This is a genomic window from Streptomyces sp. SPB162, assembly GCF_029504575.1.
Lineage (GTDB): Bacteria > Actinomycetota > Actinomycetes > Streptomycetales > Streptomycetaceae > Actinacidiphila.
Genome location: NZ_JAQFII010000001.1, coordinates 2,684,797 through 2,711,737 on the forward strand (window position 1 = coordinate 2,684,797; position 26,941 = coordinate 2,711,737).

Consider the following 26,941-nt stretch of genomic DNA (forward strand, 5'->3'; position numbering starts at 1 on the left):
GCCCGTTTGTCATACCCAAGGTTACGCCGCGTCGCACTCAGGTCATGACGGGGCGCGGGCGTGCGGTGCTCGGGTCGGGCTCAGCGGTGGCGCGTGGGGACGCGCTTGACGAGGTCCGGGGCGGAGGCCGTCCTCGGATCCGGTAGCCGCGCGGGGTCCTTCGGCGCGCCGAACAGCATCCGCCGGGCGTCCGCCCGAGCCTCGCGTACGGTCACCCGCACGGTCTGCAGCGCCTCCTGGACCGTCCGGCGGGCCTCGCCGACCGCCCGGCCGACCGGTGCCAGGATCTCGCGCCGGGTCCACCGGCCCATGGCGCGCACGGCCTCGGCGGCCGGCACGACGACGGTCTGCCACGCCCAGCGCGCGGGATCGGCTATCAGCGTCCGCCCCAGCCACTTCAGCCCGCGTCCCACCGCCCGGGAGATGTATCCGGCGATCCGCCAGGCGTGCCCGAGGGCCGCGGCGATCTCCCGCCCCACCGGGGCCAGCACGTAGCGGTAGAGGGCCACGACCGGCACCACGAGCAGGTACCGCAGCAGCCATCCGAGGGCCGTGCCCAGCGCCTTCACCGACCGGACGACCGCCCTGCCGAGCGGCGTCAGCACATACCGGTACAGCGCCACGACCGGCACCACGAGCAGCACCCGCCCGAGCCGGTTCGCGGCGACGAGCGACGAGCGCGCCGTCCAGGCCGCCGCGTGGCCCAGCGGGGTGAGCACGTACCGGTAGAGCGCCACCACCGGCACCACGAGCAGGTACCGCAGCAGCCGGCCGGCGGCCGTGCCGAGTGCCCGCGCCGACCAGGCGGCGGCCCGGCCCAGCGGCGTCAGCACGTACCGGTACAGGAGCACCAGCGGAGCGACGAGGAGCACCCGCACCAGCCACCGGACGACGGCGCCGGTGCCGGTGCCGGTGGCCTTGAGGGCGGCGGCCAGAGCGCGGGCGGCGGGGGTCAGGACGTGGGTGCGGAGCAGCCGCAGCGGCCGGACGAGGAGGTGCGTCACCAGCCAGGCGGTTCCGTTGCCCAGGCCCCTGAGCAGGGCGGCCGTACCGGATCCGAGGGCGCGCAGCGACCACGTCACGCCCCGGCCGACCGGCGTCAGGACGTAGCGGTACAGGGCGCCGAGCGGCAGGACGACCAGCGTGCGCGCCAGCCGGCGGGCGGCGGTGGCGGCGCCCCGGCCGACCGGGGCGATCACCGCCGTCCAGAGCCAGCCCAGTGGGGTGACGACGAGCACACGCACCAGCCACCGCGCGGCGCGGCCGGTGCCGCGCGCGATGGCGGTGAGCGGCTCGACGACGAGGCGCCGCCAGAGCCGGCCGAGGCCGGCGCCCAGGGCGCGCCCCAGTGCGGCGAGCGCGTCCCACGCCATCCGCACCGGCAGGATGACGACGAGCGCGACGATGCGCACCGGCATCCGGATCGCGACCGTCAAGCAGCCCTGGTTGGTGTCCCGTTCCCCCGTCACGCTCATGCGCGCACGGTACGTGACGCGGCCAGGCACGCAGAAGTCGAGGGACCCCGGGCAGCGTGCCCGGGGCCCCGCGTCCGTCAGACGGCCGCCGGCGCGGCGTCCTGCTCGGCGTCGGGATCGATCCCCTGGAGGTACTCCTCGGTGACTTCCTTCGGCCCGAACGGCCAGACCTTCTCGAACCGGGCCCACAGGAGGAAGGCGACGCAGCCGAGCGCGACCCACGCCAGGGACCACTCGATCGGGTGACGGCCGGGCGAGTTCTTGTCCGCGTAGCCGTAGATGACCAGCCAGCCGACGAGAGCGATGATGCTCGGCAGCGGGTAGAGCCACATCTTGTACGGCCGGTGCAGCCCGGGCTGGCGGCGGCGCAGCACCGAGACGGCGAGGATCTGCGCGAGTGCCTGGACGATCACCATGACGGTGGTGAGCAGCTGGATGAGGGTGGCCAGATCGGTGTGCCGGCCGATGAGGAAGCCGATCCCGGTGATGACACCCATGGTGGCCAGCCCCAGCATCGGGAAACGGTGCTGGGCGTGCAACTTCCCGTACTGGCGGAAGAAGACGCGGTCGCGGGCCGCGTCGTAGGGCACCCGGGAGCCGCCGAGCAGCCCCGTGAAGACCGAGGCGAAGGCGGTGATGAGGATGAGGACGGTGACGGTGTCGGCGGCGCCCTTGCCCCATGTCTCCTCCATGACCGCGGAGGCGACCGACGAGGAGGCGATGTCGTCGGCGTTGAGCATCCGGTGCCAGTCGACGACGCCGAGGGTGCCGATCTGGAGCAGCAGGTAGATCCCCATGATGCCGAGGATCGAGAAGATGATGGAGCGCGGCAGGATGCGCCCCGGCTCCTTGATCTCGGCGCCCATGTACGCGGTGGTGTTGTAGCCGAGGTAGTCGTAGATGCCAATGGTGAGGCCGGCGGCGAAGCCGATCCAGAAGGTGTGGCCGGTCAGTTCGAAGGCGTGCGCGGGGTAGGTGAAGGCCAGGTCCGCGTCGAAGTGCGTGAACGCGGCGACGATGACGAGCGCGACCGACAGGATCATCACGCCCCACATCACGGCGGTGATGCGCGCGATGTGCTCGATACCGCGCCACAGCAGCAGGACGACGAGCGCGATCATGCCGAGGCCGACGGCGTCACCCGCGTTCTGGCCCATGTCGGGGGCCAGGTACCCGAGGTACTGGACGAAGCCGACGACTCCGGTGGACATGATCAGCGGGATGAAGAGCATGGCCGTCCAGACGAACAGGAACGGCATGAGTTTGCCCGAGCGGTACTGGAACGCCTGCCGGAGGTAGACGTACGAGCCGCCGGAACCGGGCATCGCCGCGCCCATCTCGGCCCAGATGAGGCCGTCGGCGAGGGCCAGCACGGCGCCGGCCAGGAAGCCGATCACGGCCTGCGGTCCGCCGAACGCGGCGACCATCAGCGGGATGGTGACGAAGGGTCCGATGCCGCACATCTGACTCATGTTGATGGCGGTGGCCTGGAACAGGCCGATACGGCGGACGAAGCCGCCGGCGGGTGGCGGGGAGCCGGACACGGTGCCTCCCTGGGCAGGTGACGGGGACGGGGAACGGGCTGCCGTTTCGCCAGTGCAGGGGTTCGCCTCGGCGCCGGGCGTGCTTAAGTTAAGTACCTTTACTTGACGCGTCAAGGGGTCACGGCGATATGCATGAGAATGGTCCGATGAGCAGCAGCGACGGCGGTGCGGAACAGCCCTGGAACCGGCAGCGACTGCGCAGCACCAACGAGCGGCTCCTGCTGGAGCGGCTGCGGACCGGGGGCGTCGCCTCCCGCGCCCAACTCGCCCGCGAGACCGGCCTGTCCAAGCCCACGGTCTCCAGTGCCCTCGCCTTCCTCGAACAGGCCGGACTGGTTCGCGAAGCCGGCCTGCACACCCCTGAACGCGGCCGCGTCGCCGTGCTCTACGCCCCGGACGCCTCGGCCGGTTACGCGCTCGGCATCGACATCGGCCGCGCCTGGCTGCGGGTCGCGCTCGCCGACCTCGACGGAACGGTCGTCGCCCGCGCCGACGTCCGCAACCGCGCCCGCACCTCCAGCGCGATGGCCGACCTCGTGGTCGCCACCTCCCACCAGGTCGTCGCCGACTCCGGCGTCGCCCCCGCCAAGGTCGCCCACGCGGTGGTCGGCACCCCCGGCGTGTACGACGAGGCGCAGCGCCGGGTCCGCTACGCCCAGCACCTGCCCGGCTGGGGCCGGGCCGGCCTCTTCGACCGGATGCGGGACGAGCTCGGGGTACCGCTGGCCGTCCACAACGACGCCAACCTCGCCGCGCTCGGCGAGTACACCTTCGGCATCGGCGCGGGCAGCAGGCTCTTCGTCTACGTGATGATCGGCACCGGGCTCGGCATGGGCGTCGTCGCCGAGGGCCGGCTGTTCACCGGTGCGCACGGGGCGGCGGGCGAGATCGGCTACCTGCCGTGGACGGGCCCCGGCCACCACCGGCCGGACACCCCGGAGACCCTGGAGGGGGCGGTGGCGGCCGACGCCGTCGTCCAGGCCGCCCGCGACCTGGGCATGAGCGGTCCGCTCACCGCCAAGGACGTCTTCGCGGCGGCACGGGCCGGGGACGTCGCGGCCGTGGCCGCCGTCCGTCAGGAGGGGGAACGGCTCGCGCACACGGTGGCGGCGGTGGCGGCGGTGCTCGACCCGGACCTGGTGGTACTGGGTGGGGGCGTGGGGCACAGCGCGGACCTGCTGCTCCTTACCCTGCGGGACGCGTTGCGGGCGCTGACGCCGCTACGACCGAAGGTCGTGCCGAGCGCCCTCGGAGAGGACGCGGTGGTGCTCGGCGCCGTCGCGACGGCGCTGGGGACGGCGCGGGACGTGGTGTTCGAACAGCGGTCGGCCCTTCCCTAAGGGCTGTCCCGATACCGCCGAAGAGTTTTGCATTAATTGCACATGGACTCGCCGTAAATACAAAGAGTCGCAGACTCAAAATCACCAGGCCAATGCCGATATCCGGTGAACAGGTTTAAAAGCAGGAAAACCCGGAATTGCGCGACCCCCTTCCGCCCCAACCGCCCCAGGCGTAAGCTCCTTTTCGTTTCCACACTTCCGCGAAGAACGAAGCGGAAGAATGAATTCCAACAAAGGAGAAAACGTTGTCCAGGATACGTCTCGCACTTGCCGCAACCGCCGCCTCGGTGGCAGTCGTCGGGCTCACCGTCCTCCCCGCCTCGCCGGCTTCGGCCGCCGCCTCCGCTCCGGCCGCGAAGACCTCGGCGTCCGGCACGTGTTTCGGCTACACGGGGAATTTCAATGACTACGGCTTCTGGGCGGTCGACTGGACCTACGGGCCGGACGAATGCTTCGGCGTGGCACCGAGCGGGACCATTTGGCACACCTGGTCCGGTGCGGGTGGCTGGAAGGAAATGCCGGGGAACGGCCGAGCACTCGCGGTAACCGGCGTCTTTCCCGAGAACGCGAATTCCAAAACGGTCCAGGTCGTCACCTCGACCGGAAACTATTACTGCAACACCGACAATTACGCGACCAACGACTGGAGCGGCTGGTACGGCTGCTGATCCCCTCGTAGTCGGCTGAGCCTCGTTCGAGGCCCGGCCGTCGCCGCGTTGCTCAGCGACGGCCGGGGCCGCTACTTCACGACCGTGAGAGGCAGCAGCTTCTTGCCCGTCGGGCCGATCTGGATGTCCAGGTCCAACTGCGGGCAGACGCCGCAGTCGAAGCAGGGGGTCCAGCGGCAGTCCTCGACCTCGGTCTCGTCCAGGGACTCCTGCCAGTCCTGCCAGAGCCAGTCCTTGTCGAGGCCCGAGTCGAGGTGGTCCCAGGGCAGGACCTCTTCCTCGGTGCGCTCGCGGGTGGTGTACCAGTCCAGGTCGACGCCCGTGCCGGGGAGGGCCTTGTCGACGGCCCGCATCCAGCGGTCGTAGCTGAAGTGCTCGCGCCAGCCGTCGAAGCGGCCGCCGTCCTCGTACACCGCGCGGATGACCGCGCCGATGCGGCGGTCGCCGCGGGAGAGCATGCCCTCGACGATGCCGGGCTTGCCGTCGTGGTAGCGGAAGCCGATGTTGCGGCCGTACTTCTTGTCGTTGCGGATGGCGTCCCGCAGCTTGCCGAGACGGGCGTCCGTCTCTTCGACGCCGAGCTGGCCCGCCCACTGGAAGGGGGTGTGCGGCTTGGGGACGAAACCGCCGATGGAGACCGTGCAGCGGATGTCGTTCTGCCCGGTGACCTCACGGCCCTTCTGGATGACGTTGCGCGCCATGTCCGCGATCTGCAGGACGTCCTCGTCGGTCTCGGTGGGGAGCCCGACCATGAAGTACAGCTTCACCTGGCGCCAGCCGTTGCCGTACGCGGTGGCGACCGTGCGGATCAGGTCCTCTTCGGAGACCATCTTGTTGATGACCTTGCGGATGCGCTCGCTGCCGCCCTCGGGCGCGAACGTCAGGCCCGACCTGCGGCCGTTGCGGGTCAGCTCGTTGGCGAGGTCGATGTTGAAGGCGTCGACGCGGGTCGACGGCAGGGAGAGGCCGATCTTGTCCTCGGTGTAGCGGTCGGCGAGCCCCTTGGCGATCTCACCGATCTCGCTGTGGTCCGCGGAGGACAGGGAGAGCAGCCCGACCTCCTCGAAGCCGGTGGCGTTGAGCCCCTTCTCGACCATCTCGCCGATGCCGGTGATGCTTCGCTCCCGCACGGGGCGCGTGATCATGCCGGCCTGGCAGAAACGGCAGCCGCGGGTGCAGCCGCGGAAGATCTCCACGGACATCCGCTCGTGGACGGTCTCCGCGAGCGGGACCAGGGGCTGCTTGGGGTAGGGCCACTCGTCGAGATCCATGACGGTGTGCTTCGACACGCGCCACGGCACGCCCGAGCGGTTGGGGACGACGCGGGAGATCCGGCCGTCCTCCAGGTACTCGACGTCGTAGAACTTCGGGACGTACACCCCGCCGGTCTTCGCGAGCCGGAAGAGCACCTCGTCGCGGCCGCCGGGGCGGCCCTCGGCCTTCCACGCCCGGATGATGTCGGTGATCGCCAGCACGGCCTGCTCGCCGTCGCCGATCACCGCGGCGTCGATGAACTCCGCGATCGGCTCGGGGTTGAAGGCCGCGTGGCCGCCCGCCAGGACGATCGGGTCGTCCAGGGTGCGGTCGGCCGCCGCCAGCGGGATGTCCGCCAGGTCGAGGGCGGTCAGCATATTGGTGTAGCCCAGCTCGGTGGAGAAGCTGAGGCCGAACACGTCGAACGCCTTGACCGGACGGTGCGCGTCGACCGTGAACTGCGGGACCCGGTGCTCACGCATCAGGGCCTCCAGGTCGGGCCACACGCTGTACGTGCGCTCGGCGAGGACGCCCTCGCGCTCGTTCAGCACCTCATAAAGGATCATGACGCCCTGGTTGGGCAGCCCGACCTCATACGCGTCCGGGTACATCAGCGCCCAGCGCACATCGCAGGAGTCCCACGGCTTGACGGTGGAGTTCAGCTCCCCACCGACGTACTGGATGGGCTTCTGGACGTGCGGGAGAAGCGCTTCCAGACGGGGGAAGACCGACTCGACAGGCATCAGAGATGTCTTTCATCAGCGGGCAGGGGGTGACCCTCAAGACTAGCGCGCCTTCGGAGTACCTCCCGCCGCCCCGGATCAGAGGGGGCGGTCCGCCTTCTTCCAGGCCTTGGGGAGCCGGGCCTCGGTCTCGCGGGCCCGGAACCGCTCCAGCTCGCTGAGCGCGCCGTAGGGGAAGGCGCTCTCCCCCGCCGCGACCGCGTCCTCGGCGAGGCGCGTGATCACGACCCGGCACATCACGCTGTCCTGGTGCTCACCGAGGAACTCCTGGAGGTCCTTCATCCGGGCGATGTGCTTCTTCGCCCGGGAGCCGAGCACCGGCCGGGCGGCCTCCGCACAGTAGCGGGCGCGCTTGGCGGCCTTGCGCGCCTCGTGCAGGGCCGTGTCCCGGTCGCGGCCGCGGTCGACGGCCAGGGCGGCCTCCATCTGCCTGCGCAGCCGGCGGTGGTCGTGGCGGACGGGCCCGCTCCACGCCCGGGACCGCGGGCAGCTTCGCGCCCTCCAGGTAAGGCGGGTCCGCGAGCAGCGCCTCGACCGCTTCCAGCACCCGGAAGTAGTGCGAGCGGCTCATGATCCGCACCACGGCGTCGTGCGCCTCACCCTGCGCGGTCGAGTGCTGGGCGGCCAGCCGCCTGCGCAGCGGCACGTCGACCAGCGTCGGGTCGAGCTCGGCGAGCCGGAGCTCCAGCCGGTCCGCCACCACCTCGCCGTCGCGCGCCGTGCCCAGCACCTCGCCGAGCCACTTCAGCTCCGCACCGACCGGGTCGGTGACGGCCCGGTCCAGCTCCCTGCGAAAGGTCTTCAGCGCGCTGCGCGCCCGCCGGGTCGCGACCCGCATCCGGTGCACGGAGTCGGGCTCCGCCCGCCGGACCTCGGGGTCGAGCGCGATGATCGCGCGCAGCTGCTCGTGCAGATAGGCCAGCGCCGCGTCACCGACGGTGCGGATCCCGTCGGGCGGTCCCGGCGGGACGGCCGCCGACGTCAGCCGGTCGCCGAGGGCGCGGGCGAGCTTGGACGGCGAGTCCGACCGGCGCACTCCCGCGGTGGCCAGCCGCTGCTCGACGGCGTCCAGGAGCGCGGGCTCGCCGCCGACGAGTTCGACCTCGAACTCCGTCCAGCTGATCGCCACGGCCTTGTTCTCCGGACCGGCTCCCAGGAGCTGCGCGGTGACGTGGTCGTGCGCGATCTCCGCCAGGGGCTCCTCGGCCGCGTCCAGCAGGTGCCGGCGCTCGCGGTGGTTCTTGAGCCGCACGACGGGGATCAGCCGCTCTCCGCGGGTGTACACGGCCACCTCGGCGGCCAGGTCCGCCGGAACGGTCCGGGTCGCGCGTCCGAGCGGGGCATGCACCTCGGTGCGGGTGTCCGCCTCGGTGGTCGGCAGCTTCAGGTGCCAGCCGGCGTCGTCCCCGCCGGTCCGGCGGCGCAGCGTGATGTTGCGGGCCGCGAGGCGCAGGTCCTCGGTGTCGAAGTAGACGGCGTCGAGTTCCGCCGGGCCCAGGTCGCGGCTGTCGGCGACCAGGGGGAGCCCGGTGAGATCGGGCGGCTCGAACCGGCCGTCCGCTTCATACTTGCGCTCGGTCTCCCGCACACGCTTTCCCATGCAAGGAACGTAGTGGCGGCTTCCGCTTCGGGCAATGGGGCCCCGCCTGCCGGCCCCGCCTGCCGGCCCCGCCTGCCACCGGCCGGATCACTCCGGCCGGTGGCAGGCGTTCAGCCGGGCTCAGGCGGTCTCAGACGGCCCCTGGGGGCTCGGACGGGCCCAGGCAGGCTCAGACGGGCTCAGGCGGGCTCGGACCGGCTCAGGCCGGCTCAGGCCGACATCGGGCGTTGCATCCGGACCGCCTGCAGCAGTCCGATGGCGACCCAGATCGCGAACATCGACGAGCCGCCGTACGACACGAAGGGCAGCGGCAGGCCGGCGACCGGCATGATACCCAGCGTCATCCCGATGTTCTCGAACGCCTGGAACGCGAACCAGGCGACGATGCCGGCCGCGACGATCGTGCCGTACAGGTCGGTGGCGCTGCGGGCGATCGCGCAGGCCCGCCAGACGATCAGCCCGAGCAGGATGATGATCGCGGCGGCCCCGGCGAAGCCGAGTTCCTCGCCGGCGACCGTGAAGACGAAGTCGGTCTGCTGCTCGGGCACGAACTGGCCGGTGGTCTGGCTGCCGTGGAAGAGCCCCTTGCCGAACAGGCCGCCGGAACCGATCGCGATGAGCGCCTGATGGGTGTTGTAGCCGACGCCCGCCGGGTCGAGGGCGGGGTTGGCGAACGCCGCGAACCGGTCGACCTGGTACTTGTCGAGCACACCGAGCTGCCAGATCAGACCGGCGCCCACCGCGCCCGCCGTGATCAGGCCCAGCACCCAGCGGTTCGAGGCGCCGGAGGCGAGCAGCACGCCGAGGATGATCACGGCCATGACCATCACCGAGCCGAGGTCCGGCATCATCATGATGATCGCGATGGGCAGCGCGGCCCAGGCCAGTGCCTGGAGGACGGTGCGGTGGTCGGGATGCACGCGGTCGCCCGCGTCCACCCGCGCCGACAGCAGCATCGCCATGGTCAGAATGATGGTGATCTTCACGAACTCGGACGGTTGCAGCGAGAAGCCGCCACCGATCACGATCCACGAGTGGGCACCGTTGATCGTGGTGCCCAGCGGGCTCAGCACCGCCAGGATCAGCAGCACCGAGATCACGTAGAGCACCGGCACGACCCCGCGCAGCCTGCGGTGTCCCAACGCCACGACGCCCGCGGCGAGGGCGAGGCCGATGCCGGTGTTCATCAGGTGCCGCAGCAGGAAGTAGTACTGGTCGCCGTGGGTGAGGCTGGTTCGGCCGCGGGTCGCCGAGTAGACGAGCAGGGTGCCGATCCCGGACAGCGCGAGCGCCGCGCCCAGCAGGATCCAGTCCATCCGGCGCAGTATCGAGTCCCGGGCGAGCAGTTTGCCCAGGGTGCTGCGTTCCGGCGTGAAGCGACGGATCGTGTAGCTGCCGGCGGTCATGAGACGTACCTCCGGCCCAGCAGGAGCTTGTCGGTGCGGCCGGGCGCGAGCGCGGCGAGGACCGGGCCGCCGGCGGGCGCGGTGGGCGCGCCGGACGACGGGACGAAGGTGGTGACGGCGGACGCGGCCCTGGACGGCGGAGCCGTCGTCGTTGAACTTCGGCAGCTTCGCCTCGGGGGTCGGCAGCAGCGCCTTCTTGCCGTCGATCGAGCCGTTGGCCTGGATGCCGTACATCGCCTCGTAGATCTTGCGGACCGCGGGTCCTGAACCGCCGGAGCCGGTGCCGCCCTGCGAGATCGTCATGACGATCGCGTAGTCCTTGGTGTACGTCGTCAGCCAGGACGTCGTCTGCTTGCCGTCGACCTCGGCGGTACCGGTCTTGGCGTGCAGCTGGATCTTGTCCTGCGGCCAGCCGCCGAAGCGCCAGGCGGCGGTACCGCTGGTCACGACGCCCGCGGTGGCCTGGTTGATGTACTTCAGGGTCTCCGCGCTGTCCGGGAGCCTGCCGGTGGCTTTGGGGGCGATGGGCTTGATCGTCTTGCCGTCGGCGCTGACGATCGCCTTCCCTATGGTCGGCTGGTAGAGCGTGCCGCCATTGGCGAGGGCCGAGTAGATCCGCGCCATCTGGACGGGAGTGACGAGGGTGTCGCCCTGGCCGATCGCGAAGTTGACCGAGTCACCGGCGCGCATCACATTGCCGTCCACGCAGTTCTCGCGGGCGATCTGGGTCGCGTAGTCCTGCTTGTTGGTCTTCCCCTCGCGGCACCAGTAGTCCACGTTGGCCTCGTAGTAGGCCTGCTTCCACTGGCGGTCGGGGACACGGCCCTTGACCTCGCCCGGCAGGTCGATGCCGGTCTTGGCTCCGAGGCCGAACTGGTGGGCGGTCTTGTAGAAGAAGTCCTTGGGGTTCTTGGGCTTGGTGCCGCCGTCCGCCAGCCACTGGTTGTACGAGAGGCCGTAGAAGACGGTGTCGCAGGAGATCTCCAGCGCCTTGCCGAGGTTGATCGAGCCGAAGCTCTCGCCCTCGAAGTTCTTGAACACGCGCCCGCCGATGGTCATCGACGAGGTGCAGGGGTAGGCGCCGTCGAGCGGGTAGCCGGCGTTGACGGCCGCCGACGTCGAGATCACCTTGAAGGTCGAGCCGGGCGCCGAGAGGCCCTGGATGGCCCGGTTCAGCAGCGGGTAGTTGGAGTCCTTGCCGGTCAGCTGCTTGTAGTCGGCCGGCGAGATGCCGCCGACCCACGCGTTCGGGTCGTACGTCGGGGCGCTGGCCATCGCGACGACCTGACCGGTGTGCACGTCCATGACCGTGACCGCGCCCGAGTCGGCCTTGTAGTTGGTGCCCGTGACCTTGTCGAAGGTCTTGCGGGCGTCCAGCATCGCCGCGTTCAGCTCCTTCTCGGCGACGGCCTGGACCCGCGAGTCGATGCTGGTCACCAGGTTGGCGCCGGATTCCGCGGGGGTGTCGCCCGCCTTGCCGATCACCCGGCCGAGGTTGTCCACCTCGTAGCGGGTCACGCCGGCCTTGCCGCGCAGCGCCGAGTCGTACTGGCGCTCCAGACCGGAGCGGCCCACCTGGTCGGAGCGGAGGAGCGGGGTGTTGCCGTCCTTCTGCGAGGTGGTGATCTCGTCGTCCGTGACAGGCGAGAGGTACCCGAGCACCTGGGAGGCGTTGGCCTTGCTGGGCGCCGGGTAGCGGCGGACGGCGGTCGGCTCGGCGGTCACGCCGGGGAAGTCCTCGCGGCGCTCCATGATCTGCAGGGCCTGCTGGGTGGTGGCCTTGTCGGTGATCGGGATCGGCTGGTACGGCGATCCGTTCCAGCAGGGCTGGGGGGTCTTGGAGTCGCAGAGCCGGACCTTGGCGATGACGTCGGCGGCCGGCAGGCCCAGCACCGCGGCGAGCCGGGTCAGGACGGCCTTGCCGTCGTCCTTCTGCTTGAGCAGTTCGGTGCGGCTGGTGGAGACCACCAGCCGGGTCTCGTTGTCGGCGAGGGGCACACCGCGCGCGTCCAGGATCGACCCGCGGATCGCGGGGGTGACGACCTGCTGGATGTGGTTGCTGGCGGCCTTCTCGGTGTACTCGTCACCGTTGCGGATCTGCAGGTACCACAGGCGTCCGCCGAGGGTGAGCAGCAGCGAGAAGACGAGGATCTGCAGGATGACCAGGCGGATCGTGACGCGTGAGGTGCGGCCGGTCTCAGGGATGTTGGACATCGGCGCGTGCGCCCTTCCTCACGTACGGGGTGTCGGACAGGGGGCGGGCGGTCACAGCCTGCGGCCCCCCTTGGCGACGGAACCGATCCGGCTGCCGCGGCCGACCCGGCCGAGCAGGCTCGCGCGCTGGCCGCCGACCCGGCCGCCGTAGGCGCCGGAGGCGTCCTCGGCGAGCGGGTCGCTGTCGAAGCGTCTGGCCACCGCCATCACGAGCGGGACGATGAACGGCGCGAGCAGCAGGTCGTAGACGGCCGCGGTGAAGAGCAGTTTGGCGAGCCCCACGTGGGCCCCGGCGGTGTCGCCGACCAGGGCGCCGACGCCCGCGTAGAGCAGGGTGCCGCCGATCGCCGCCGCGACGACGACGAGCATCGGCATGGCGGCGGTCCGCAGCTGCCCGGTCTCGGGCTTGGCGAGGCCCGCCAGGTAGCCGATGACGCAGAGCACGAGCGCGTACCGGCCCACGGCGTGGTCGGCGGGCGGTGCCAGGTCGGCGAGCAGGCCGGCGCCGAAGCCGACCAGGGCGCCGCCGACGTGGCCGTAGGTCAGCGCGAGGCCGAGCACGGTGAGCAACAGCAGGTCGGGTACCGCGCCGGGCAGGTGCAGCCGGGCCAGCACGCTGACCTGGACGACCATCGCGACGACGACCAGGGCGGTGGAGAGCAGGATCCGGTTGAGTCGCATGGTCAGCTCCTGGTGGTGCTGGAGGGCGCACCGGAGGTGGGGGCGCCCGGCTTCCGCGCCGGGCGGGGTGGCCTTGGCCGCGGTGGGCGAAGGCGTGGGCTTGGCCGGCAGCACGCTGTCGCGCGGGTCCGTGCGCGGCCCCTCGACGACGACACCGACGATGTCGAGCCGGGAGAAGCCGACGAACGGCTCGACCTGGACCGTACGGGTCAGGCTGCCCGCCGACGGGTCGATCGCGACGACCTTGCCGACCGGCACGCCGGGGACGAACGGCTTGCCGGCCTGCGAACCGAAGGTGACCATGCGGTCGCCCTTGCGCACCTTGGCCTTGCCGTTGAGGAGCTGGACGCGCATCGGCCGGTCACCCTGACCGGTGGCGAAGCCCAGTTCCATCGAGCCCTCCATCCGGGTCCCGACGGTGAAGTCCGGGTCGTTGGCGAGCAGCACGGTGGCGGTGGAGGATCCGACGGTGGTGACCCGTCCGACCAGGCCCTCACCGTTGATGACGGTCTGGTCGCGGACGACCCCGTCAGCGCTTCCGGCGTCGATCGTGACCGTCCAGGAGAATCCCTGGGCGGCACCTATGGCGATGATCTGCGCGCCCTTGATCGCGTACTGACCGGCTCCCGCGGTCTTCAGGAGCTGGTCCAGTTCGCGGGCCTTGTTGCGGGTGACGTCCTTGCTGCCGAGCTGCTGCTTGAGCTCCGCGTTCTCGCGTTCCAGGCGGCTGATGGTGCTGTGCCGTCCGCCGGAGTCGCGCACCGCGGAGATCGCGTTGCCGACCGGGTCGACGGCGGACGCGACACCCTTTTCGACAGGTCCGAAGGCCGAGGCCGCCGCCTGTCGGGGGCCGTCCAGCGGTGACTGCTCGCCGCCGCGGATGTCCACCGTGATCAGCGCGAAAGCGATCGCGATCAACAGCACCAGCAGAAGCCGGCTCTCTCGTGTGTCCCTCACGGGCGCCAGTCCGTGCCTTCCTCGAACGGACCGGTCGGCTGCGGTCCCCGGCCGGTCGAAGTGTGTGACGCAGTGAGAACGATCCCGCGTGCGGGCGGGCAGTCACCCACACGCGGGAACATGCGTGCTCATCTGCGCGGCTGGGCGTCCAGAACCTGCTGCAACGCCTCGAACTCCTCGACGCACTTGCCGGCGCCGAGCGCCACGCAGTCCAGCGGGGATTCGGCGATGTGGATCGGCATTCCGGTCTCGTGCCGCAGCCGCTCGTCCAGCCCGCGGAGCATCGCCCCGCCGCCGGCCAGCACGATGCCGCGGTCCATGATGTCGCCGGAGAGCTCGGGCGGGCACTTGTCGAGCGTCGTCTTGACCGCGTCGACGATCGCGTTGACCGGCTCCTCGATGGCCTTGCGCACCTCGGCGGCCGAGATCACCACCGTCTTGGGCAGGCCGCTGACCAGGTCGCGGCCCCGGATCTCGGTGTGCTCGTCCTTCTCCAGCTTCGGGTCGAAGGCCGACCCGATGGTGAGCTTGATCTGCTCCGCGCTGCGCTCGCCGAGCAGGAGGCTGTACTCCTTCTTGATGTGCTGGATGATCGAACTGTCCAGCTCGTCGCCCGCGACCCTGATGGACTGCGCGGTGACGATGCCGCCCAGCGAGATCACGGCGACCTCGGTGGTGCCGCCACCGATGTCGACCACCATGTTGCCGGTGGCCTCGTGGACCGGGAGCCCGGCGCCGATGGCGGCGGCCATCGGCTCCTCGATGATGTGCACCTGGCGGGCGCCGGCCTGGGTGGTCGCCTCGATGACGGCGCGTCGCTCGACCCCGGTGATACCGGAGGGCACGCAGACGACGACGCGGGGGCGGGCCAGGTAGCGACGCTTGTGGATCTTGAGGATGAAGTAGCGCAGCATCCGCTCGGTGATCTCGAAGTCGGCGATGACGCCGTCCTTCAGCGGGCGGACCGCGACGATGTTTCCCGGGGTGCGGCCGATCATCTTCTTGGCCTCGGCGCCGACCGCCAGAATGCCGCCGGTGTTCGTGTTGATGGCGACGACCGACGGCTCGTTGAGGACGATCCCGCGACCCCTGACGTACACCAGCGTGTTGGCAGTCCCGAGGTCGACAGCCATGTCACGGCCGATGAACGACATGTTGTTCGCCATGTGGATACGTCTGGCCTTCCCAAGCTTGAGCGGAGATTCCATCGTAGTCGCGCCCCCTGGGGCGCGGGGTACGGGGTTCCGACGTCATTGTCATCAGAACACACAGCGTCCGCTGGTAATGGTGACGACGTGTCGGAGAGATTGGTTCCCGATAACGGGGCGCATATGCCAGGGGCGACCGGATCCGGCCGGTCACCCCTGCGCTGATTGGACGTCAGTCCACAGACCTGCATCGCAGGTCAGATGGGGTACAGCTGTGAAGCGTATACACCCGGAAGCGGGACATGCGACCGATCGTTCAGACGAGGCCCGGGAAGAACAGCTTGATCTCACGCTCGGCGGACTCCGGGGAGTCCGAGGCGTGGACAAGGTTCTCCCGCACGATGGTGCCGAAGTCCCCGCGGATGGATCCGGGGGCCGCGGCGATCGGGTCGGTCGGACCGGCCAGCGCCCGAACGCCCTCGACGACGCGCTCGCCCTCGACGACCAGCGCGACCGCGGGACCCGAGGCCATGAACTCCATCAGCGGCTCGTAGAACGGGCGGCCGACGTGCTCGGCGTAGTGCTGCTCCAGGGTGCCGAGATCGAGCGTGCGCAGTTCGAGGGCGCCGATCGTCCAACCGGCCTTGCGCTCGAAGCGGCCGATGATCTCGCCGATCAGGCCGCGGCGGACGGCGTCCGGCTTGAGAAGGACAAGGGTGCGCTGGCTCACGGTACGGCTCCTACTGACGGTGACGGGTATGACGACAGTACAAGGCGTGGTCAGGCCACCTGCGCCGAGTGCCTCGCCTTGGCCTCGTCGATCTTCCGGCCGAAGTGGATGGAGGCCCACCACAGGGCCGCGAAGACCACGCCGAGGAAGTACATCGTCCCGACCCAGTAACCACTCACGACCAGGGCGATCTGCAGCGCCCAGCCCACCGCGAGGGCGCCGGGGCGGGGACAGCATGCCGCACAACAGCACGCACAGCAGCATGCCGACGCCACACACCGCCCACACCGTTCCGACCGCCAGATCGTCCTGCTTCATCGCGACGAGGCCGGCGAAGCCGATCACGAAGAACTCACCGATCAACGTGCTCGCGCACAAGGTCCGCATCGTGCCGCTCTCACTTCCGGCCCAGCAGCAGCCGGGCCTCTCCTACGGTGAACACCGATCCGGTGACGAGCACGCCCGCCCCCGCGTACGCGCCCTCGTCCTCGGCGAGGGTGATCGCCGCCTCGATGGCGTCGTCCAGCCGCGCCTCGACCTGCACGCGGTCGTCGCCGAAGACCTCGACCGCCAGCGCGGCCAGCGCGTCCACGTCCATCGCCCGACTGGTCGAGTTCCGGGTCACCACGATCTCCGAGAGCACCGGCTCGAACGCCTCCAGCAACCCGCGCACGTCCTTCTCCGCGCTCGGTCCGACGACGCCGACCAGGTGGGTGAAGTCGAAGACCTCACTGACCGCGGCCGCCGCGGCCCGCGCGCCGGCCGGGTTGTGCGCGGCGTCCAGGACGACGGTCGGGCTGCGCCGGATGACCTCCAGCCGGCCCGGCGAGGTGACGGACGCGAAGGCGCCGCGGACGGCGTCGATGTCCAGCGAGCCGACCCGGGAGGAGCCGATGCCGAAGAACGCCTCGACGGCCGCCAGCGCGACCGCGGCGTTCTGCGCCTGGTGCTCGCCGTGCAGCGGCAGGAAGATCTGCTCGTACTCGCCACCGAGACCGCGCAGCGTTACCAGCTGGCCGCCGACCGCGATCTCGCGGTGCACGACGCCGAACTCCATGCCCTCGCGGGCCACCGTGGCGTCCACCTCGACGGCGTGCTTGAGCAGCACGGTCGCCGCGTCGACGGGCTGCTGGGACAGCACGACGGTCGCGTCCTTCTTGATGATCCCGGACTTCTCCACGGCGATCTCGCCCGGCGTGCTGCCGAGCCGGTCGGTGTGGTCGAGCGCGATCGGGGTGACGACGGCGACCGAGCCGTCGATCACGTTGGTGGCGTCCCAGCTGCCGCCCATGCCGACCTCGACGACCGCGACGTCGACGGGGGCGTCGGCGAAGGCCGCGTAGGCCATCGCCGTGATCACCTCGAAGAACGACAGCCGGTGCGGCTGCGCGGCGTCCGTCATCTCGATGTACGGCCGGATGTCGCGGTAGGTCTCGATGAACTTCTCGGCGCTGATCGGCTGCCCGTCCAGGCTGATCCGCTCGGTCATCGCCTGCACGTGCGGGCTGGTGTAGCGGCCGGTGCGCAGATGGAAGCCGAGCAGTAGCTGCTCGACCATGCGCGCGGTGCTGGTCTTGCCGTTGGTCCCGGTGATGTGGATGGCCGGGTAGGTGCGCTGCGGGTCGCCCAGGATGTCCATGAGCGCGGTCATCCGGTCGAGCGACGGCTCCAGCTTCGTCTCCGGCCAGCGGCCGGTCAGCTCTCCCTCGATCTCCCGCAGCTCGCGCTCGGTCTCGGGGTCCTTCGGCCGGGCGGGTACACCGTCGTCCGGCGCGAGCGGGACGGGTGTGCGCAGGGTACGGCTGCCTGCCTCGATCACCGCCATGTCGGCTTCCCTGACGGGCCCGCCCTCGGGGGCGTCCTCGTCGGGGCTCTCGTCGAACAGGTTGGCTGCCGCGTCGTCCGCGTCGTCGTGCTGGGGGTGCTCGCTCACGCCGCCCAGTCTACGGAGGCGGTGCGGGTCCCCATGCCCGGGTGAGCGGGGCGAGCCGCCGCGCGCCCCCGGAGAACGCGGTTCTCCGGGGGCGCGGGTGGTGGCGGTGGTGCCGGTGGGTCAGCCCTGCGGCAGGTCGGCCAGCTGGGCGGTGATGCGGGCGATGTCCGCCTCGGCCGCCGCGAGCCGGACCCGGATCTTGTCCACGACCTGGTCCGGTGCCTTCGCGAGGAACGCCTCGTTGCCGAGCTTGCCCAGCGCCTGCGCCTTCTCCTTCTCGGCCAGCCCCATGTCCTTGGTCAGCCGCTTGCGCTCGGCCTCCACGTCGATCGTGCCGGACAGGTCCAGCGCGACGGTGCCGCCGGCGACCGGGAGGGTCGCGGTGGCGCTGAAGTCGTCGCCCGCGGGCTGCAGGCGCAGCAGCTGGCGGATGGGCGCCTCGTGGGCCGCCAGGCCGCCGGGCAGCGTGAGCTGCGCGGGGACCTTCTGGCCCGGCTGCAGGCCCTGGTCGGCGCGGAACCGGCGGACCTCGGTGACCACCTGCTGGACGCCGGCGATCTCCTTCTCGGCCGCAGCGTCGCGGAAGCCGCTGTCCTGGGGCCAGTCGGCGATGACGACCGACTCGGCGCCGGTGAGCGTGGTCCACAGCGTCTCGGTGACGAACGGGACCACCGGGTGCAGCAGCCGCAGCAGCACGTCCAGCACCTCGCCGAGCACCCGCCCGGAGACCTCGGCGCCGCGGCCGCCCGCGAAGAAGGTGGTCTTCGACAGCTCGACGTACCAGTCGAAGACCTCGTCCCACGCGAAGTGGAAAAGCGCTTCGGAGAGCTTGGAGAACTGGTAGTCCTCGTAGAGCGCGTCGACCTGGGCGACGACCGTGTTGAGCCGGGACAGCACCCAGCGGTCGGTGGCCGACAGGTCCTCGACGGGCGGGAGTTCACCCTCGACCGTCGCACCGTTCATGAGCGCGAAGCGCGTCGCGTTCCAGATCTTGTTGGTGAACTTGCCGGACGCCTGGACCCAGTCCTCGCCGATCGGCACGTCCACACCGGGGTTGGCGCCGCGGGCGAGGGTGAAGCGGACGGCGTCGGAGCCGTACTTGTCCATCCACTCCAGCGGATTGACCGTGTTCCCGAAGGACTTCGACATCTTCTTGCCGAACTGGTCGCGGACCATGCCGTGCAGGGCGATGGTGTGGAACGGCGGGGTGCCGTCCATCGCGTACAGGCCGAACATCATCATCCGGGCAACCCAGAAGAAGAGGATGTCGTACCCGGTGACCAGCACCGAGTTGGGATAGAACTTCTCCAGCGACTCGGTCCGCTCGGGCCAGCCCAGCGTCGAGAACGGCCACAGGCCCGACGAGAACCACGTGTCGAGCACGTCGGTGTCCTGCGTCCAGCCCTCACCGCTGGGCGGCTGCTCGTCCGGTCCGACGCAGACGACCTCGCCGGCCGGGCCGTACCAGACCGGGATGCGGTGGCCCCACCAGAGCTGACGCGAGATGCACCAGTCGTGCAGGTTGTCGACCCAGCTGAAGTAGCGGGACTCCATCTCCTTGGGGTGGATCTTCACCCGGCCGTCGCGGACCGCGTCGCCCGCGGCTTTCGCCAACGGGCCGACCTTGACCCACCACTGGAGCGACAGCCGCGGCTCGATGGTGGTCTTGCAGCGCGAGCAGTGGCCCACGGAGTGGGAGTACGGGCGCTTCTCCGCGACGATCCGGCCCTCGGCGCGCAGCGCGCCGACGATGGCGCTGCGCGCCTCCAGCCGGTCCAGTCCCTCGAACGGGCCGGGGACGGTGATGATCGCCCGCTCGTCCATGACGCTGAGGTTCGGCAGGTCGTGCCGGCGGCCGATCTCGAAGTCGTTCGGGTCGTGCGCCGGGGTCACCTTGACGGCGCCGGTGCCGAACTCCGGGTCCACGTGCTCGTCCGCGACGATCGGGATGCGGCGGCCGGTGAGCGGCAGTTCGATCTCGGTGCCGACCAGGTGCGCGTAGCGCTCGTCGTCCGGGTGGACGGCGACGGCGGTGTCGCCGAGCATCGTCTCGGCGCGGGTGGTGGCGACGACGATGGCGTTGTCGCCCTCGCCGTAGCGAATGGAGACGAGCTCGCCGTCGTCGTCCTGGTACTCCACCTCGATGTCCGAGATGGCGGTCAGACAGCGCGGGCACCAGTTGATGATGCGCTCGGCGCGGTAGATCAGCTCGTCGTCGTAGAGCTTCTTGAAGATGGTCTGGACGGACTGGGACAGGCCCTCGTCCATCGTGAAGCGCTCACGCGACCAGTCGACGCCGTCGCCGAGGCGGCGCATCTGGCCGGAGATCTGGCCGCCGGACTCTTCCTTCCACTGCCAGACCTTCTCGACAAACGCCTCGCGGCCCAGGTCGTGACGGGACTTGCCGTCCTTGGCCAGCTCGCGCTCGACGACGTTCTGGGTGGCGATGCCCGCGTGGTCCATGCCCGGCTGCCACAGCGTCTCGTACCCCTGCATCCGCTTGCGGCGGGTCAGGGAGTCGATGATCGTGTGCTCGAAGGCGTGGCCCAGGTGCAGGCTGCCCGTCACGTTCGGCGGCGGGATGACGATCGTGTAAGGCGGCTTGTCGCTCTTCGCGTCGGCCTCGAAGTACCCACGCTCCACCCAGCGCTCGTACAGCTTCCCCTCTACCTCGGCCGGCACGTACGCGGTCGGCAGTTCGGGGGTGCTGTTCGGCCCGCCATGGGGGCTGCGCTGAGAGTTGTCGGTCACCCGGCCATTCTACGGGCGCCCCGCACCGCTCGTTACGAAGCCGTAGCGAGCCCGGCGTAAGCGACGGATAAGACATCCGGAAGGATGGGCGCACGGTCTTACGGAGGGGACGCGTCAGATGAGCTACAACCAACCGCCGCCCGATCCCGGTTACGGGGGGCAGCCGAACCCCTACGGGCAGCAGCCGAATCCCTACGGGCAGCAGCAGCCGCAGCCCGGTGGCTACGGGCAGCCGCAGCAGGGCGGCTACGGGTGGCAGGCTCAGCAGCCCGGGTACGGCTACCCTCCGCAGCCGCCGACCGGCCGGAAGAACACGGCGTGGATCATCGTCGCGGTCGTGGTGGTGATCGCCGCGATCGGCGGGGGCGCGTTCGCGCTGCTCGGCAGCGACAGCGACAAGGTCCACGACACCGTCAGCAGCAGTGGCGGCGCCGACAGCAAGACCGGCGGCGGCGACGACGGCAAGAAGTACAAGCTGACCACTCCGCAGACCCTCGCCGGGGAGTTCCAGCTCAAGAACCCGCTGGACTCCGCCGCCAAAGCCTCGTTGAGTTCCACGCCCGGGATCGCGAACCCGCAGCCGGCGGGCGGGGGCTACGACACCAGTGCCCAGAAGCACATGCTGTTCCGGGGCGCCTGGGGCACGGTGGCCAACCCCGAGCTTGAGGTGGACACGCTCTTCGTCGTCGGCAAGAAGGACCTCGTCAGAGAGGACGACGTGGAGTTCCTCGGGACTCCGCAGAAGGTCACGCCGGAGGGGCTCGACGCCGGCGCCGTCATGAAGTGCCAGATGGCCCGGTACAAGGCGCCCTCCGGCAGCAACTCTCCGGTGAAGAGCGCGGACTTCCCGCTGTGTATGTGGGCCGACCGCAGCACGGTGGGCATCGTCCTGGTCGGCGACCCGATCGCCGCGCTCGCCGGCGTAGGCCCTCCCAGCATCAGCGACATCGCGGTCACCACCGCGAAGGTCCGCAAGGAAGCCCGCGTCGAGATCAGAGAAACCACGTAACGAGACCCGGGCACACGAAGCAAGACGTACGTTCCACGAGGGGAATCAGCGACATGAGCTACAACCAGCCGCCGCCGGGCTACGGCCAGCAGCCGCAGCAGCCGCAGCAGCCCTACGGACAGCCGCAGCCCCAGCCCGGCTACGGCGGTCACCCCCAGCAGCCTCCGCAGCAGGGCTGGCCGCAGCAGCAGGGTTACCCGCAGCAGACTCTGCAGCCGCAGCAGGGCTGGAACGGCCAGCAGCCCGGGTACCCGCCGCAGCCGCCGCAGGGCAAGGGCAAGACCGTGGGTGTGGTGGTCGGTGTCGTGGTGCTCGCCGCGATCGCCGGCGGCATCTACTTCGCCACCAGCGGCGGGTCCAGTGGCGGTGGCGGCGACTACAAGATCGCTTTCCCGGAGAAGATCGCCGACGGCAAGTACACGAAGTCGTCGGAGAACATCGGCGCCCCGGAGAAGGGCAAGTCGGACGCCGGCATCACCGACCCGGCGAGCGTGCGGGGAACGTACAAGTCCGACAAGACGACGGTCTCCCTCTCCGGTGGCGAGGGCAACGTCACGGACCCGAAGGCCGCGGTCGACAAGATCCTGTCGAGCGGCCTCAGCAAGAGCGGCTCCGAGGCCACCGAGCAGCACCCCGCCGGATTCGACGGCGCCGTGATGAAGTGCGCCGGCGGCGGCTCGTCCATGCCGTACTGCGTCTGGGGCGACGACAGCACCGTGATGATCTCGATGTACATCAACATCGACCTCAGCGGTACGTCCACGCCCCCCTCCGCCGCCGAGTGGGCGAACACCACGGCCAAGATCCGCAGCGAGATCCGCGTCAAGAAGTAGCCGCGCCCGCGCGGTAGCCGCACAACGCGAAGGGGGCGCCCGGCAGTTGCCGGGCGCCCCCTTCGACGTAACGGGTGTCAGGCGCTCTTCTGCTCGCCCTTGCCGACGATGCGCGGCTCACGCGGCACCAGCGTCGGGTTGACGTTGGAGTGCACGACCTCGTCGGTGATGACGACGCGGGCGACGTCCTTGCGGGACGGCACCTCGTACATCACGGACATCAGCACCTCCTCCATGATGGCGCGCAGCCCGCGCGCGCCGGTCTGGCGGAGGATCGCCTGGTCGGCGATGGCTTCCAGCGCGCTGTACTCGAACTCCAGCTCCACACCGTCGAGTTCGAAGAGCTTCTGGTACTGCTTCACCAGCGCGTTCTTCGGCTCCACGAGGATCTGCAGCAGCGCCTCGCGGTCCAGGTTGTGGACGGAGGTGATGACCGGCAGACGGCCGATGAACTCGGGAATCATCCCGAACTTCACCAGGTCCTCCGGCATGATCTCCTGGAACTGGTTCGCGGCCTGGATCTCGCGCTTGGAGCGGATCGTCGCGCCGAAGCCGATGCCCTTGGCGCCGGCCCGCGATTCGATGATCTTCTCCAGGCCCGCGAAGGCACCGCCCACGATGAACAGCACGTTCGTGGTGTCGATCTGGATGAACTCCTGGTGCGGGTGCTTGCGCCCGCCCTGCGGCGGCACCGAGGCCGTCGTGCCTTCGAGGATCTTCAGCAGCGCCTGCTGGACGCCCTCACCGGACACGTCCCGGGTGATCGAGGGGTTCTCGCTCTTGCGGGCGACCTTGTCGATCTCATCGATGTAGATGATCCCGGTCTCGGCCTTCTTGACGTCGTAGTCGGCCGCCTGGATCAGCTTCAGCAGGATGTTCTCGACGTCCTCGCCGACGTAGCCCGCCTCGGTGAGCGCGGTGGCGTCGGCGATGGCGAACGGCACGTTCAGCATCCGGGCGAGGGTCTGCGCGAGCAGCGTCTTGCCGGAGCCGGTGGGACCGAGGAGCAGGATGTTCGACTTGGCGAGCTCGATGGCATCGTCGTGGCCCCGGCCGCTGTTCTCGCCGGCCTGCACCCGCTTGTAGTGGTTGTAGACCGCGACCGAGAGGGCCTTCTTCGCCGGCTCCTGGCCGACGACGTAGCTCTCCAGGAACTCGTAGATCTCCCGCGGCTTGGGCAGATCCTCCCACCGCACTTCGGAGGACTCGGCCAGCTCCTCCTCGATGATCTCGTTGCAGAGATCGATGCACTCATCGCAGATGTACACACCAGGCCCTGCGATGAGCTTCTTCACCTGCTTCTGGCTCTTGCCGCAGAACGAGCACTTGAGCAGGTCGCCGCCGTCACCGATGCGTGCCACGAGGTGTTTCCCCTTCGCCTGGGATCCGCCTAGTCCAACGGAACCTGGTGCTTCTCTCATCGACGGTACCTTGCCGCGCCCCCCGTGCGGGCCCCCCTTGGACCTACTCAGTCCAAGGAGGGCGGTAACACTTCCGCACTCCGGTGCCCCGCAGGGGTACCGCGACCTGCCCGTCAGACCGACGCGGAGGTCTTACGGGTGGAGACGATCTGGTCGACGAGACCGTACGCGAGGGCTTCCTCGGCGGTCAGGATCTTGTCGCGCTCGATGTCCTCGCGGATCTGCTCGATCGGCGTGGTGGAGTGCTTGGAGAGCATCTCCTCCAGCTGCGCGCGCATCCGGATGATTTCGTTGGCCGCGATCTCCAGGTCGGAGACCTGACCCCGGCCGGTCTCGCTGTACGGCTGGTGGATCAGGATCCGGGCGTTCGGCAGCGCCATCCGCTTGCCGGGGCTGCCGGCCGCGAGCAGCACGGCCGCGGCGGAGGCCGCCTGGCCCATGCAGACCGTCTGGATGTCCGGCTTCACGAACTGCATGGTGTCGTAGATGGCCGTGAGGGCCGTGAACGAGCCACCGGGCGAGTTGATGTAGACGGAGATGTCGCGGTCCGGGTCCATCGACTCCAGGCACAGCAGCTGCGCCATGACGTCGTTCGCCGACGCGTCGTCGATCTGCACGCCGAGGAAGATCACGCGCTCCTCGAAGAGCTTCGCGTACGGGTCGTACTCGCGCACGCCCTGCGAGGTGCGCTCGACGAAGCGCGGGATGATGTAGCGGGCCTCGGCGCCGAGCACACCTGGCGCCTCGGCCATCGTGCGCTCGTAGAGGCCGCTACCGGGGAAAATTCAGGGAGTTCACTTTCACCGTCCTGGTGATGAGCAGTGGGCTGGGCGGGTTCGGCGGAGGGGTCCTGAGGTGCTCAGGCAGCCCCGGTGCCGCCACCGCCCGGAACGCCGGAGGCGGTGAGCATGACCTCGTCCAGCAGGCCGTAGGCGGTGGCCTCCTCGGCCGAGAACCAGCGGTCGCGGTCGGAGTCCTTGGTGATCTGCTCGACGCTCTGGCCGCTGTGCTGCGCGATGAGCTCGGCCATCCGCCGCTTGGTGTGCAGCAGCTGCTCGGCCTGGATCTTGATGTCGGTGGCGGAGCCGCCCAGACCCGCGGAGGGCTGGTGCATCAGGATCCGGGTGTTCGGCAGCGCGAAACGCTTGCCGGGGGTGCCCGCGGTGAGCAGGAACTGGCCCATCGAGGCGGCGAGGCCCATGGCGATCGTCACGACGTCGTTCTTGATGTACTGCATCGTGTCGTAGATCGCCATGCCGGCCGTCACGGAGCCGCCGGGCGAGTTGATGTAGAGGTAGATGTCCTTGTCCGGGTCAGCGGCGAGGAGGAGCAGCTGCGCGGTGATCTTGTTGGCGATATCGTCGTCGACCGCCTGGCCGAGGAAGATGATCCGCTCGTTGAGCAGTCGGTTGTAGACCTGGTCGCCGAGTCCACCGATGGTCGGCTCGCCGGCGGCGGAAGGCATCGGAGTCGTCACGTATCCACCTGCTCGTTGTCGGACGGCCCGGGGCCGTCTCAGCGTCTTCGTCTTCGCGTCTTCGCGTCTTTTCTGGCGGCCGGGGAGTCAGTCCCCCGCCATCCTTCCTTGGACCCTAACGCGCAGGTGGGGCCCAGCAATCCCCTACGCGAAACTGTTCGCTGTGAGCGCAGGCTCACCACCCGGGTAAGCAAAACGGGCCCGAACGCGGCTTCGCGTCCGGGCCCGTCGTGCGAACAGGTCAGGCCTTGTCGGAGGTCGCCTCGTCGGCGGCCTCGTCGGCGGCGGCGGTCTCCTCGTCGGAGCCGGCCTCCACCGTCACGGCATCCTCGTCCTCGACCTCGTCGTCCAGGTCGACCGTCTCACCGTTGGTGTCGGTGACCTTGGCGGCCTCGACGACCACCGCGAGCGCCTTGCCGCGGGCGACCTCGCCGACGAGCATCGGCACCTGGCCGCCCTCGACGACGGCCTGGGCGAACTGGTCCGGGCTCATGCCCGAGGACGCGGCGCGGCGCATGAGGTGCTCGGTGAGCTCCTCCTGGTTGACCGACAGCTGCTCCTTGGAGACGAGCTCGTCCAGGATGAACTGGGTCTTGATGCCCTTGGTGGCCTGCGCGCCGAGCTCCGCGTCGTGCTCCTCGGCGGTCTTGCCCTCGCGCTCCAGGTAGCCGTCCCAGTCCAGGCCCATGGCCGGGAACTGGTGGTGCTCCAGGTTGTGCTTGCGGGTCTGGATCTCGTCCGCCAGGAGCTTCTCCGGCATCGGGACCTCGACCAGCTCCAGGAGGGCGTCGAGCACCTTCTCCTGGGCCTGGGTGGCCTGGTCGTAGCGCTTCATGTTCTCGAGGCGCTTGACGCTGTCCGCGCGCAGCTCCTCGAGGGTGTCGAACTCGCTCGCCAGCTGGGCGAAGTCGTCGTCCAGCGCGGGCAGCTCGCGGGCCTGGACGGACGTCACGTCCACCTTGACCGACGAGGTCTTGCCGGCGGCGGAGCCGCCCTTGAGCTCGGAGTCGAAGGTGGCGGTGCCGCCGGCCTCGAGACCGATGACGGCCTCGTCGATGCCCTCGAGCAGCTGGCCGGAGCCGATGGTGTAGCTGATGCCCTGCGCGACGCCGTCCTCGAGGACCTCGCCGTCCACGGAGGCCTCGAGGTCCAGGACCACGACATCGCCCTCGGCGGCGGCGCGCTCGACCGGCGTGGTCGACGCGAAGCGCTCGCGGAGCTGCTCCAGCGACTTGTCCACGTCCTCGTCCGACACCTCGAGGGCGTCGACGGTGACCTCGATGCCGGAGTAGTCCGGGATCTCGATCGCCGGACGGATGTCGACCTCGGCGGTGAACTTGAGGTCCTGACCGTCGTTGAACTCGGTGATGTCGACGTCGGGCTGGCCGAGAACGTTCAGCTCACCCTCGCTGACGGCCTCCGTGTAGAACTTCGGGAGTGCGTCGTTGATGGCCTCTTCGAGGACCGAGCCGCGACCGAACCGCTGGTCGATGACGCGCGCGGGGATCTTGCCCTTGCGGAATCCCGGCACCGTGACCTGCTGGTTGATCTTCTTGTAGGCCGCGTCGAGGCTGGGCTTGAGCTCCTCGAAGGGCACCTCGACAGTGAGTCGAACCCGGGTCGGGTTCAGAGTCTCGACGGCGCTCTTCACGGTTGGGTCTCCTTGGGGCTGACATCAGGGGCTTTAGAGAATCGCGCCAACACCCGGTTCCCACCATGTGAGCGGAACCGGCGGCCGACGAGACGTACTACTCGGG

General features: G+C 69.8%; 18 protein-coding genes and 5 pseudogenes. 4 read left to right on the forward strand and 19 right to left on the reverse strand.

Translation table 11 applies throughout. The annotated features are described in order from the left end of the window. Positions 1-80 precede the first annotated feature (80 nt). Both M2266_RS12320 and M2266_RS12325 read right to left on the reverse strand, forming a co-directional pair. A complete protein-coding gene (locus M2266_RS12320) occupies positions 81-1,475 on the reverse strand; it encodes a hypothetical protein (protein ID WP_277438245.1) in 1,395 nt (464 codons plus the stop codon). Between the two features lie 77 nt (positions 1,476-1,552). Beyond that, positions 1,553-3,019: an APC family permease gene (locus M2266_RS12325; protein ID WP_277438246.1), complete on the reverse strand. Its 1,467-nt coding sequence runs from the start codon at positions 3,017-3,019 to the stop codon at positions 1,553-1,555. Between the two features lie 146 nt (positions 3,020-3,165). Between M2266_RS12325 and M2266_RS12330 the strand changes: the two genes are divergently transcribed. Together M2266_RS12330 and M2266_RS12335 are read left to right on the forward strand one after the other, a co-directional pair. Next, positions 3,166-4,359 carry an ROK family protein gene (locus tag M2266_RS12330; protein ID WP_277438247.1) on the forward strand — a complete coding sequence of 398 codons (1,194 nt, stop codon included), beginning with the start codon at positions 3,166-3,168 and terminating at the stop codon, positions 4,357-4,359. Between the two features lie 245 nt (positions 4,360-4,604). Next, complete coding sequence (locus tag M2266_RS12335) at positions 4,605-5,027, forward strand: hypothetical protein (RefSeq protein ID WP_277438248.1); 423 nt, start codon at positions 4,605-4,607, stop codon at positions 5,025-5,027. 71 nt (positions 5,028-5,098) lie between these two features. On the opposite strand, the gene M2266_RS12340 is transcribed toward M2266_RS12335, so the two are convergent. The 13 genes and pseudogenes from M2266_RS12340 to M2266_RS12400 form a co-directional block, all read right to left on the reverse strand. Continuing rightward, positions 5,099-7,024 carry a TIGR03960 family B12-binding radical SAM protein gene (locus M2266_RS12340; protein ID WP_277438249.1) on the reverse strand — a complete coding sequence of 642 codons (1,926 nt, stop codon included), beginning with the start codon at positions 7,022-7,024 and terminating at the stop codon, positions 5,099-5,101. Between the two features lie 78 nt (positions 7,025-7,102). Beyond that, the gene (locus M2266_RS12345; RefSeq protein ID WP_277441426.1) at positions 7,103-7,306 is read right to left on the reverse strand and encodes a hypothetical protein; all 204 of its coding nucleotides are present in this window, start codon (positions 7,304-7,306) and stop codon (positions 7,103-7,105) included. 6 nt (positions 7,307-7,312) lie between these two features. Continuing rightward, positions 7,313-7,462, reverse strand: a pseudogene (locus M2266_RS12350) (CHAD domain-containing protein); the annotation flags it as partial. Positions 7,463-7,538: 76 nt separating this feature from the next. Beyond that, positions 7,539-8,624 (reverse strand): annotated as a pseudogene (locus M2266_RS12355) (CHAD domain-containing protein); the annotation flags it as partial. Positions 8,625-8,833: 209 nt separating this feature from the next. Then, positions 8,834-10,030, reverse strand: coding sequence for a rod shape-determining protein RodA (rodA, locus tag M2266_RS12360; RefSeq protein WP_346780945.1), 1,197 nt, complete (start codon positions 10,028-10,030; stop codon positions 8,834-8,836). A gap of 138 nt (positions 10,031-10,168) precedes the next feature. Continuing rightward, positions 10,169-12,244, reverse strand: a pseudogene (gene mrdA / locus M2266_RS12365) (penicillin-binding protein 2); the annotation flags it as partial. Positions 12,245-12,295: 51 nt separating this feature from the next. Continuing rightward, complete coding sequence (mreD, locus tag M2266_RS12370; RefSeq protein WP_277441171.1) at positions 12,296-12,925, reverse strand: rod shape-determining protein MreD; 630 nt, start codon at positions 12,923-12,925, stop codon at positions 12,296-12,298. An 81-nt stretch (positions 12,926-13,006) separates the two neighbouring features. Next, a pseudogene (gene mreC, locus M2266_RS12375) lies at positions 13,007-13,882 on the reverse strand (rod shape-determining protein MreC); the annotation flags it as partial. A gap of 128 nt (positions 13,883-14,010) precedes the next feature. Next, the gene (locus M2266_RS12380; RefSeq protein ID WP_250980162.1) at positions 14,011-15,036 is read right to left on the reverse strand and encodes a rod shape-determining protein; all 1,026 of its coding nucleotides are present in this window, start codon (positions 15,034-15,036) and stop codon (positions 14,011-14,013) included. A gap of 310 nt (positions 15,037-15,346) precedes the next feature. After that, entirely contained in the window at positions 15,347-15,760 is a 414-nt protein-coding gene (ndk, locus tag M2266_RS12385) for a nucleoside-diphosphate kinase (protein WP_277438250.1), read from the reverse strand. Between the two features lie 50 nt (positions 15,761-15,810). Continuing rightward, positions 15,811-16,147, reverse strand: a pseudogene (locus M2266_RS12390) (DUF4233 domain-containing protein). Positions 16,148-16,157: 10 nt separating this feature from the next. Continuing rightward, complete coding sequence (locus M2266_RS12395; protein WP_277441172.1) at positions 16,158-17,645, reverse strand: folylpolyglutamate synthase/dihydrofolate synthase family protein; 1,488 nt, start codon at positions 17,643-17,645, stop codon at positions 16,158-16,160. Between the two features lie 168 nt (positions 17,646-17,813). Next, positions 17,814-20,444, reverse strand: a complete 2,631-nt coding sequence (locus M2266_RS12400) for a valine--tRNA ligase (RefSeq protein ID WP_277438251.1) — start codon at positions 20,442-20,444, stop codon at positions 17,814-17,816. A gap of 118 nt (positions 20,445-20,562) precedes the next feature. Here M2266_RS12400 and M2266_RS12405 point away from each other — a divergent pair, with 118 nt between their 5' ends. Next, positions 20,563-21,453, forward strand: coding sequence for a hypothetical protein (locus tag M2266_RS12405; RefSeq protein ID WP_277438252.1), 891 nt, complete (start codon positions 20,563-20,565; stop codon positions 21,451-21,453). Positions 21,454-21,506: 53 nt separating this feature from the next. Then, positions 21,507-22,286, forward strand: coding sequence for a hypothetical protein (locus M2266_RS12410; RefSeq protein WP_277438253.1), 780 nt, complete (start codon positions 21,507-21,509; stop codon positions 22,284-22,286). Between the two features lie 77 nt (positions 22,287-22,363). Here the strand turns inward: M2266_RS12410 and clpX are convergent, their stop codons facing one another. From clpX to tig, 4 genes are all read right to left on the reverse strand, one after another. Beyond that, complete coding sequence (clpX, locus tag M2266_RS12415; RefSeq protein ID WP_277438254.1) at positions 22,364-23,647, reverse strand: ATP-dependent Clp protease ATP-binding subunit ClpX; 1,284 nt, start codon at positions 23,645-23,647, stop codon at positions 22,364-22,366. Between the two features lie 173 nt (positions 23,648-23,820). Then, positions 23,821-24,459 carry an ATP-dependent Clp protease proteolytic subunit gene (locus tag M2266_RS12420; RefSeq protein ID WP_138357777.1) on the reverse strand — a complete coding sequence of 213 codons (639 nt, stop codon included), beginning with the start codon at positions 24,457-24,459 and terminating at the stop codon, positions 23,821-23,823. A 107-nt stretch (positions 24,460-24,566) separates the two neighbouring features. After that, complete coding sequence (locus tag M2266_RS12425; protein WP_277441173.1) at positions 24,567-25,172, reverse strand: ATP-dependent Clp protease proteolytic subunit; 606 nt, start codon at positions 25,170-25,172, stop codon at positions 24,567-24,569. A gap of 253 nt (positions 25,173-25,425) precedes the next feature. Further along, a complete protein-coding gene (gene tig, locus M2266_RS12430; RefSeq protein WP_277438255.1) occupies positions 25,426-26,835 on the reverse strand; it encodes a trigger factor in 1,410 nt (469 codons plus the stop codon). Positions 26,836-26,941: the final 106 nt, after the last annotated feature.

Bases quoted from the DNA above. Each gene is read 5' to 3' on its own strand.
- M2266_RS12340 (WP_277438249.1), bottom strand. From the start codon at position 7,024: ATGCCTGTCGAGTCGGTCTTCCCCCGTCTGGAAGCGCTTCTCCCGCAC.
- M2266_RS12320 (WP_277438245.1), bottom strand. From the start codon at position 1,475: ATGAGCGTGACGGGGGAACGGGACACCAACCAGGGCTGCTTGACGGTC.
- M2266_RS12345 (WP_277441426.1), bottom strand. From the start codon at position 7,306: ATGAAGGACCTCCAGGAGTTCCTCGGTGAGCACCAGGACAGCGTGATG.
- M2266_RS12420 (WP_138357777.1), bottom strand. From the start codon at position 24,459: ATGGCCGAGGCGCCAGGTGTGCTCGGCGCCGAGGCCCGCTACATCATC.
- M2266_RS12405 (WP_277438252.1), top strand. From the start codon at position 20,563: ATGAGCTACAACCAACCGCCGCCCGATCCCGGTTACGGGGGGCAGCCG.
- M2266_RS12410 (WP_277438253.1), top strand. From the start codon at position 21,507: ATGAGCTACAACCAGCCGCCGCCGGGCTACGGCCAGCAGCCGCAGCAG.
- M2266_RS12380 (WP_250980162.1), bottom strand. From the start codon at position 15,036: ATGTCGTTCATCGGCCGTGACATGGCTGTCGACCTCGGGACTGCCAAC.
- M2266_RS12425 (WP_277441173.1), bottom strand. From the start codon at position 25,172: ATGCCTTCCGCCGCCGGCGAGCCGACCATCGGTGGACTCGGCGACCAG.
- mreD (WP_277441171.1), bottom strand. From the start codon at position 12,925: ATGCGACTCAACCGGATCCTGCTCTCCACCGCCCTGGTCGTCGTCGCG.
- rodA (WP_346780945.1), bottom strand. From the start codon at position 10,030: ATGACCGCCGGCAGCTACACGATCCGTCGCTTCACGCCGGAACGCAGC.
- M2266_RS12330 (WP_277438247.1), top strand. From the start codon at position 3,166: ATGAGCAGCAGCGACGGCGGTGCGGAACAGCCCTGGAACCGGCAGCGA.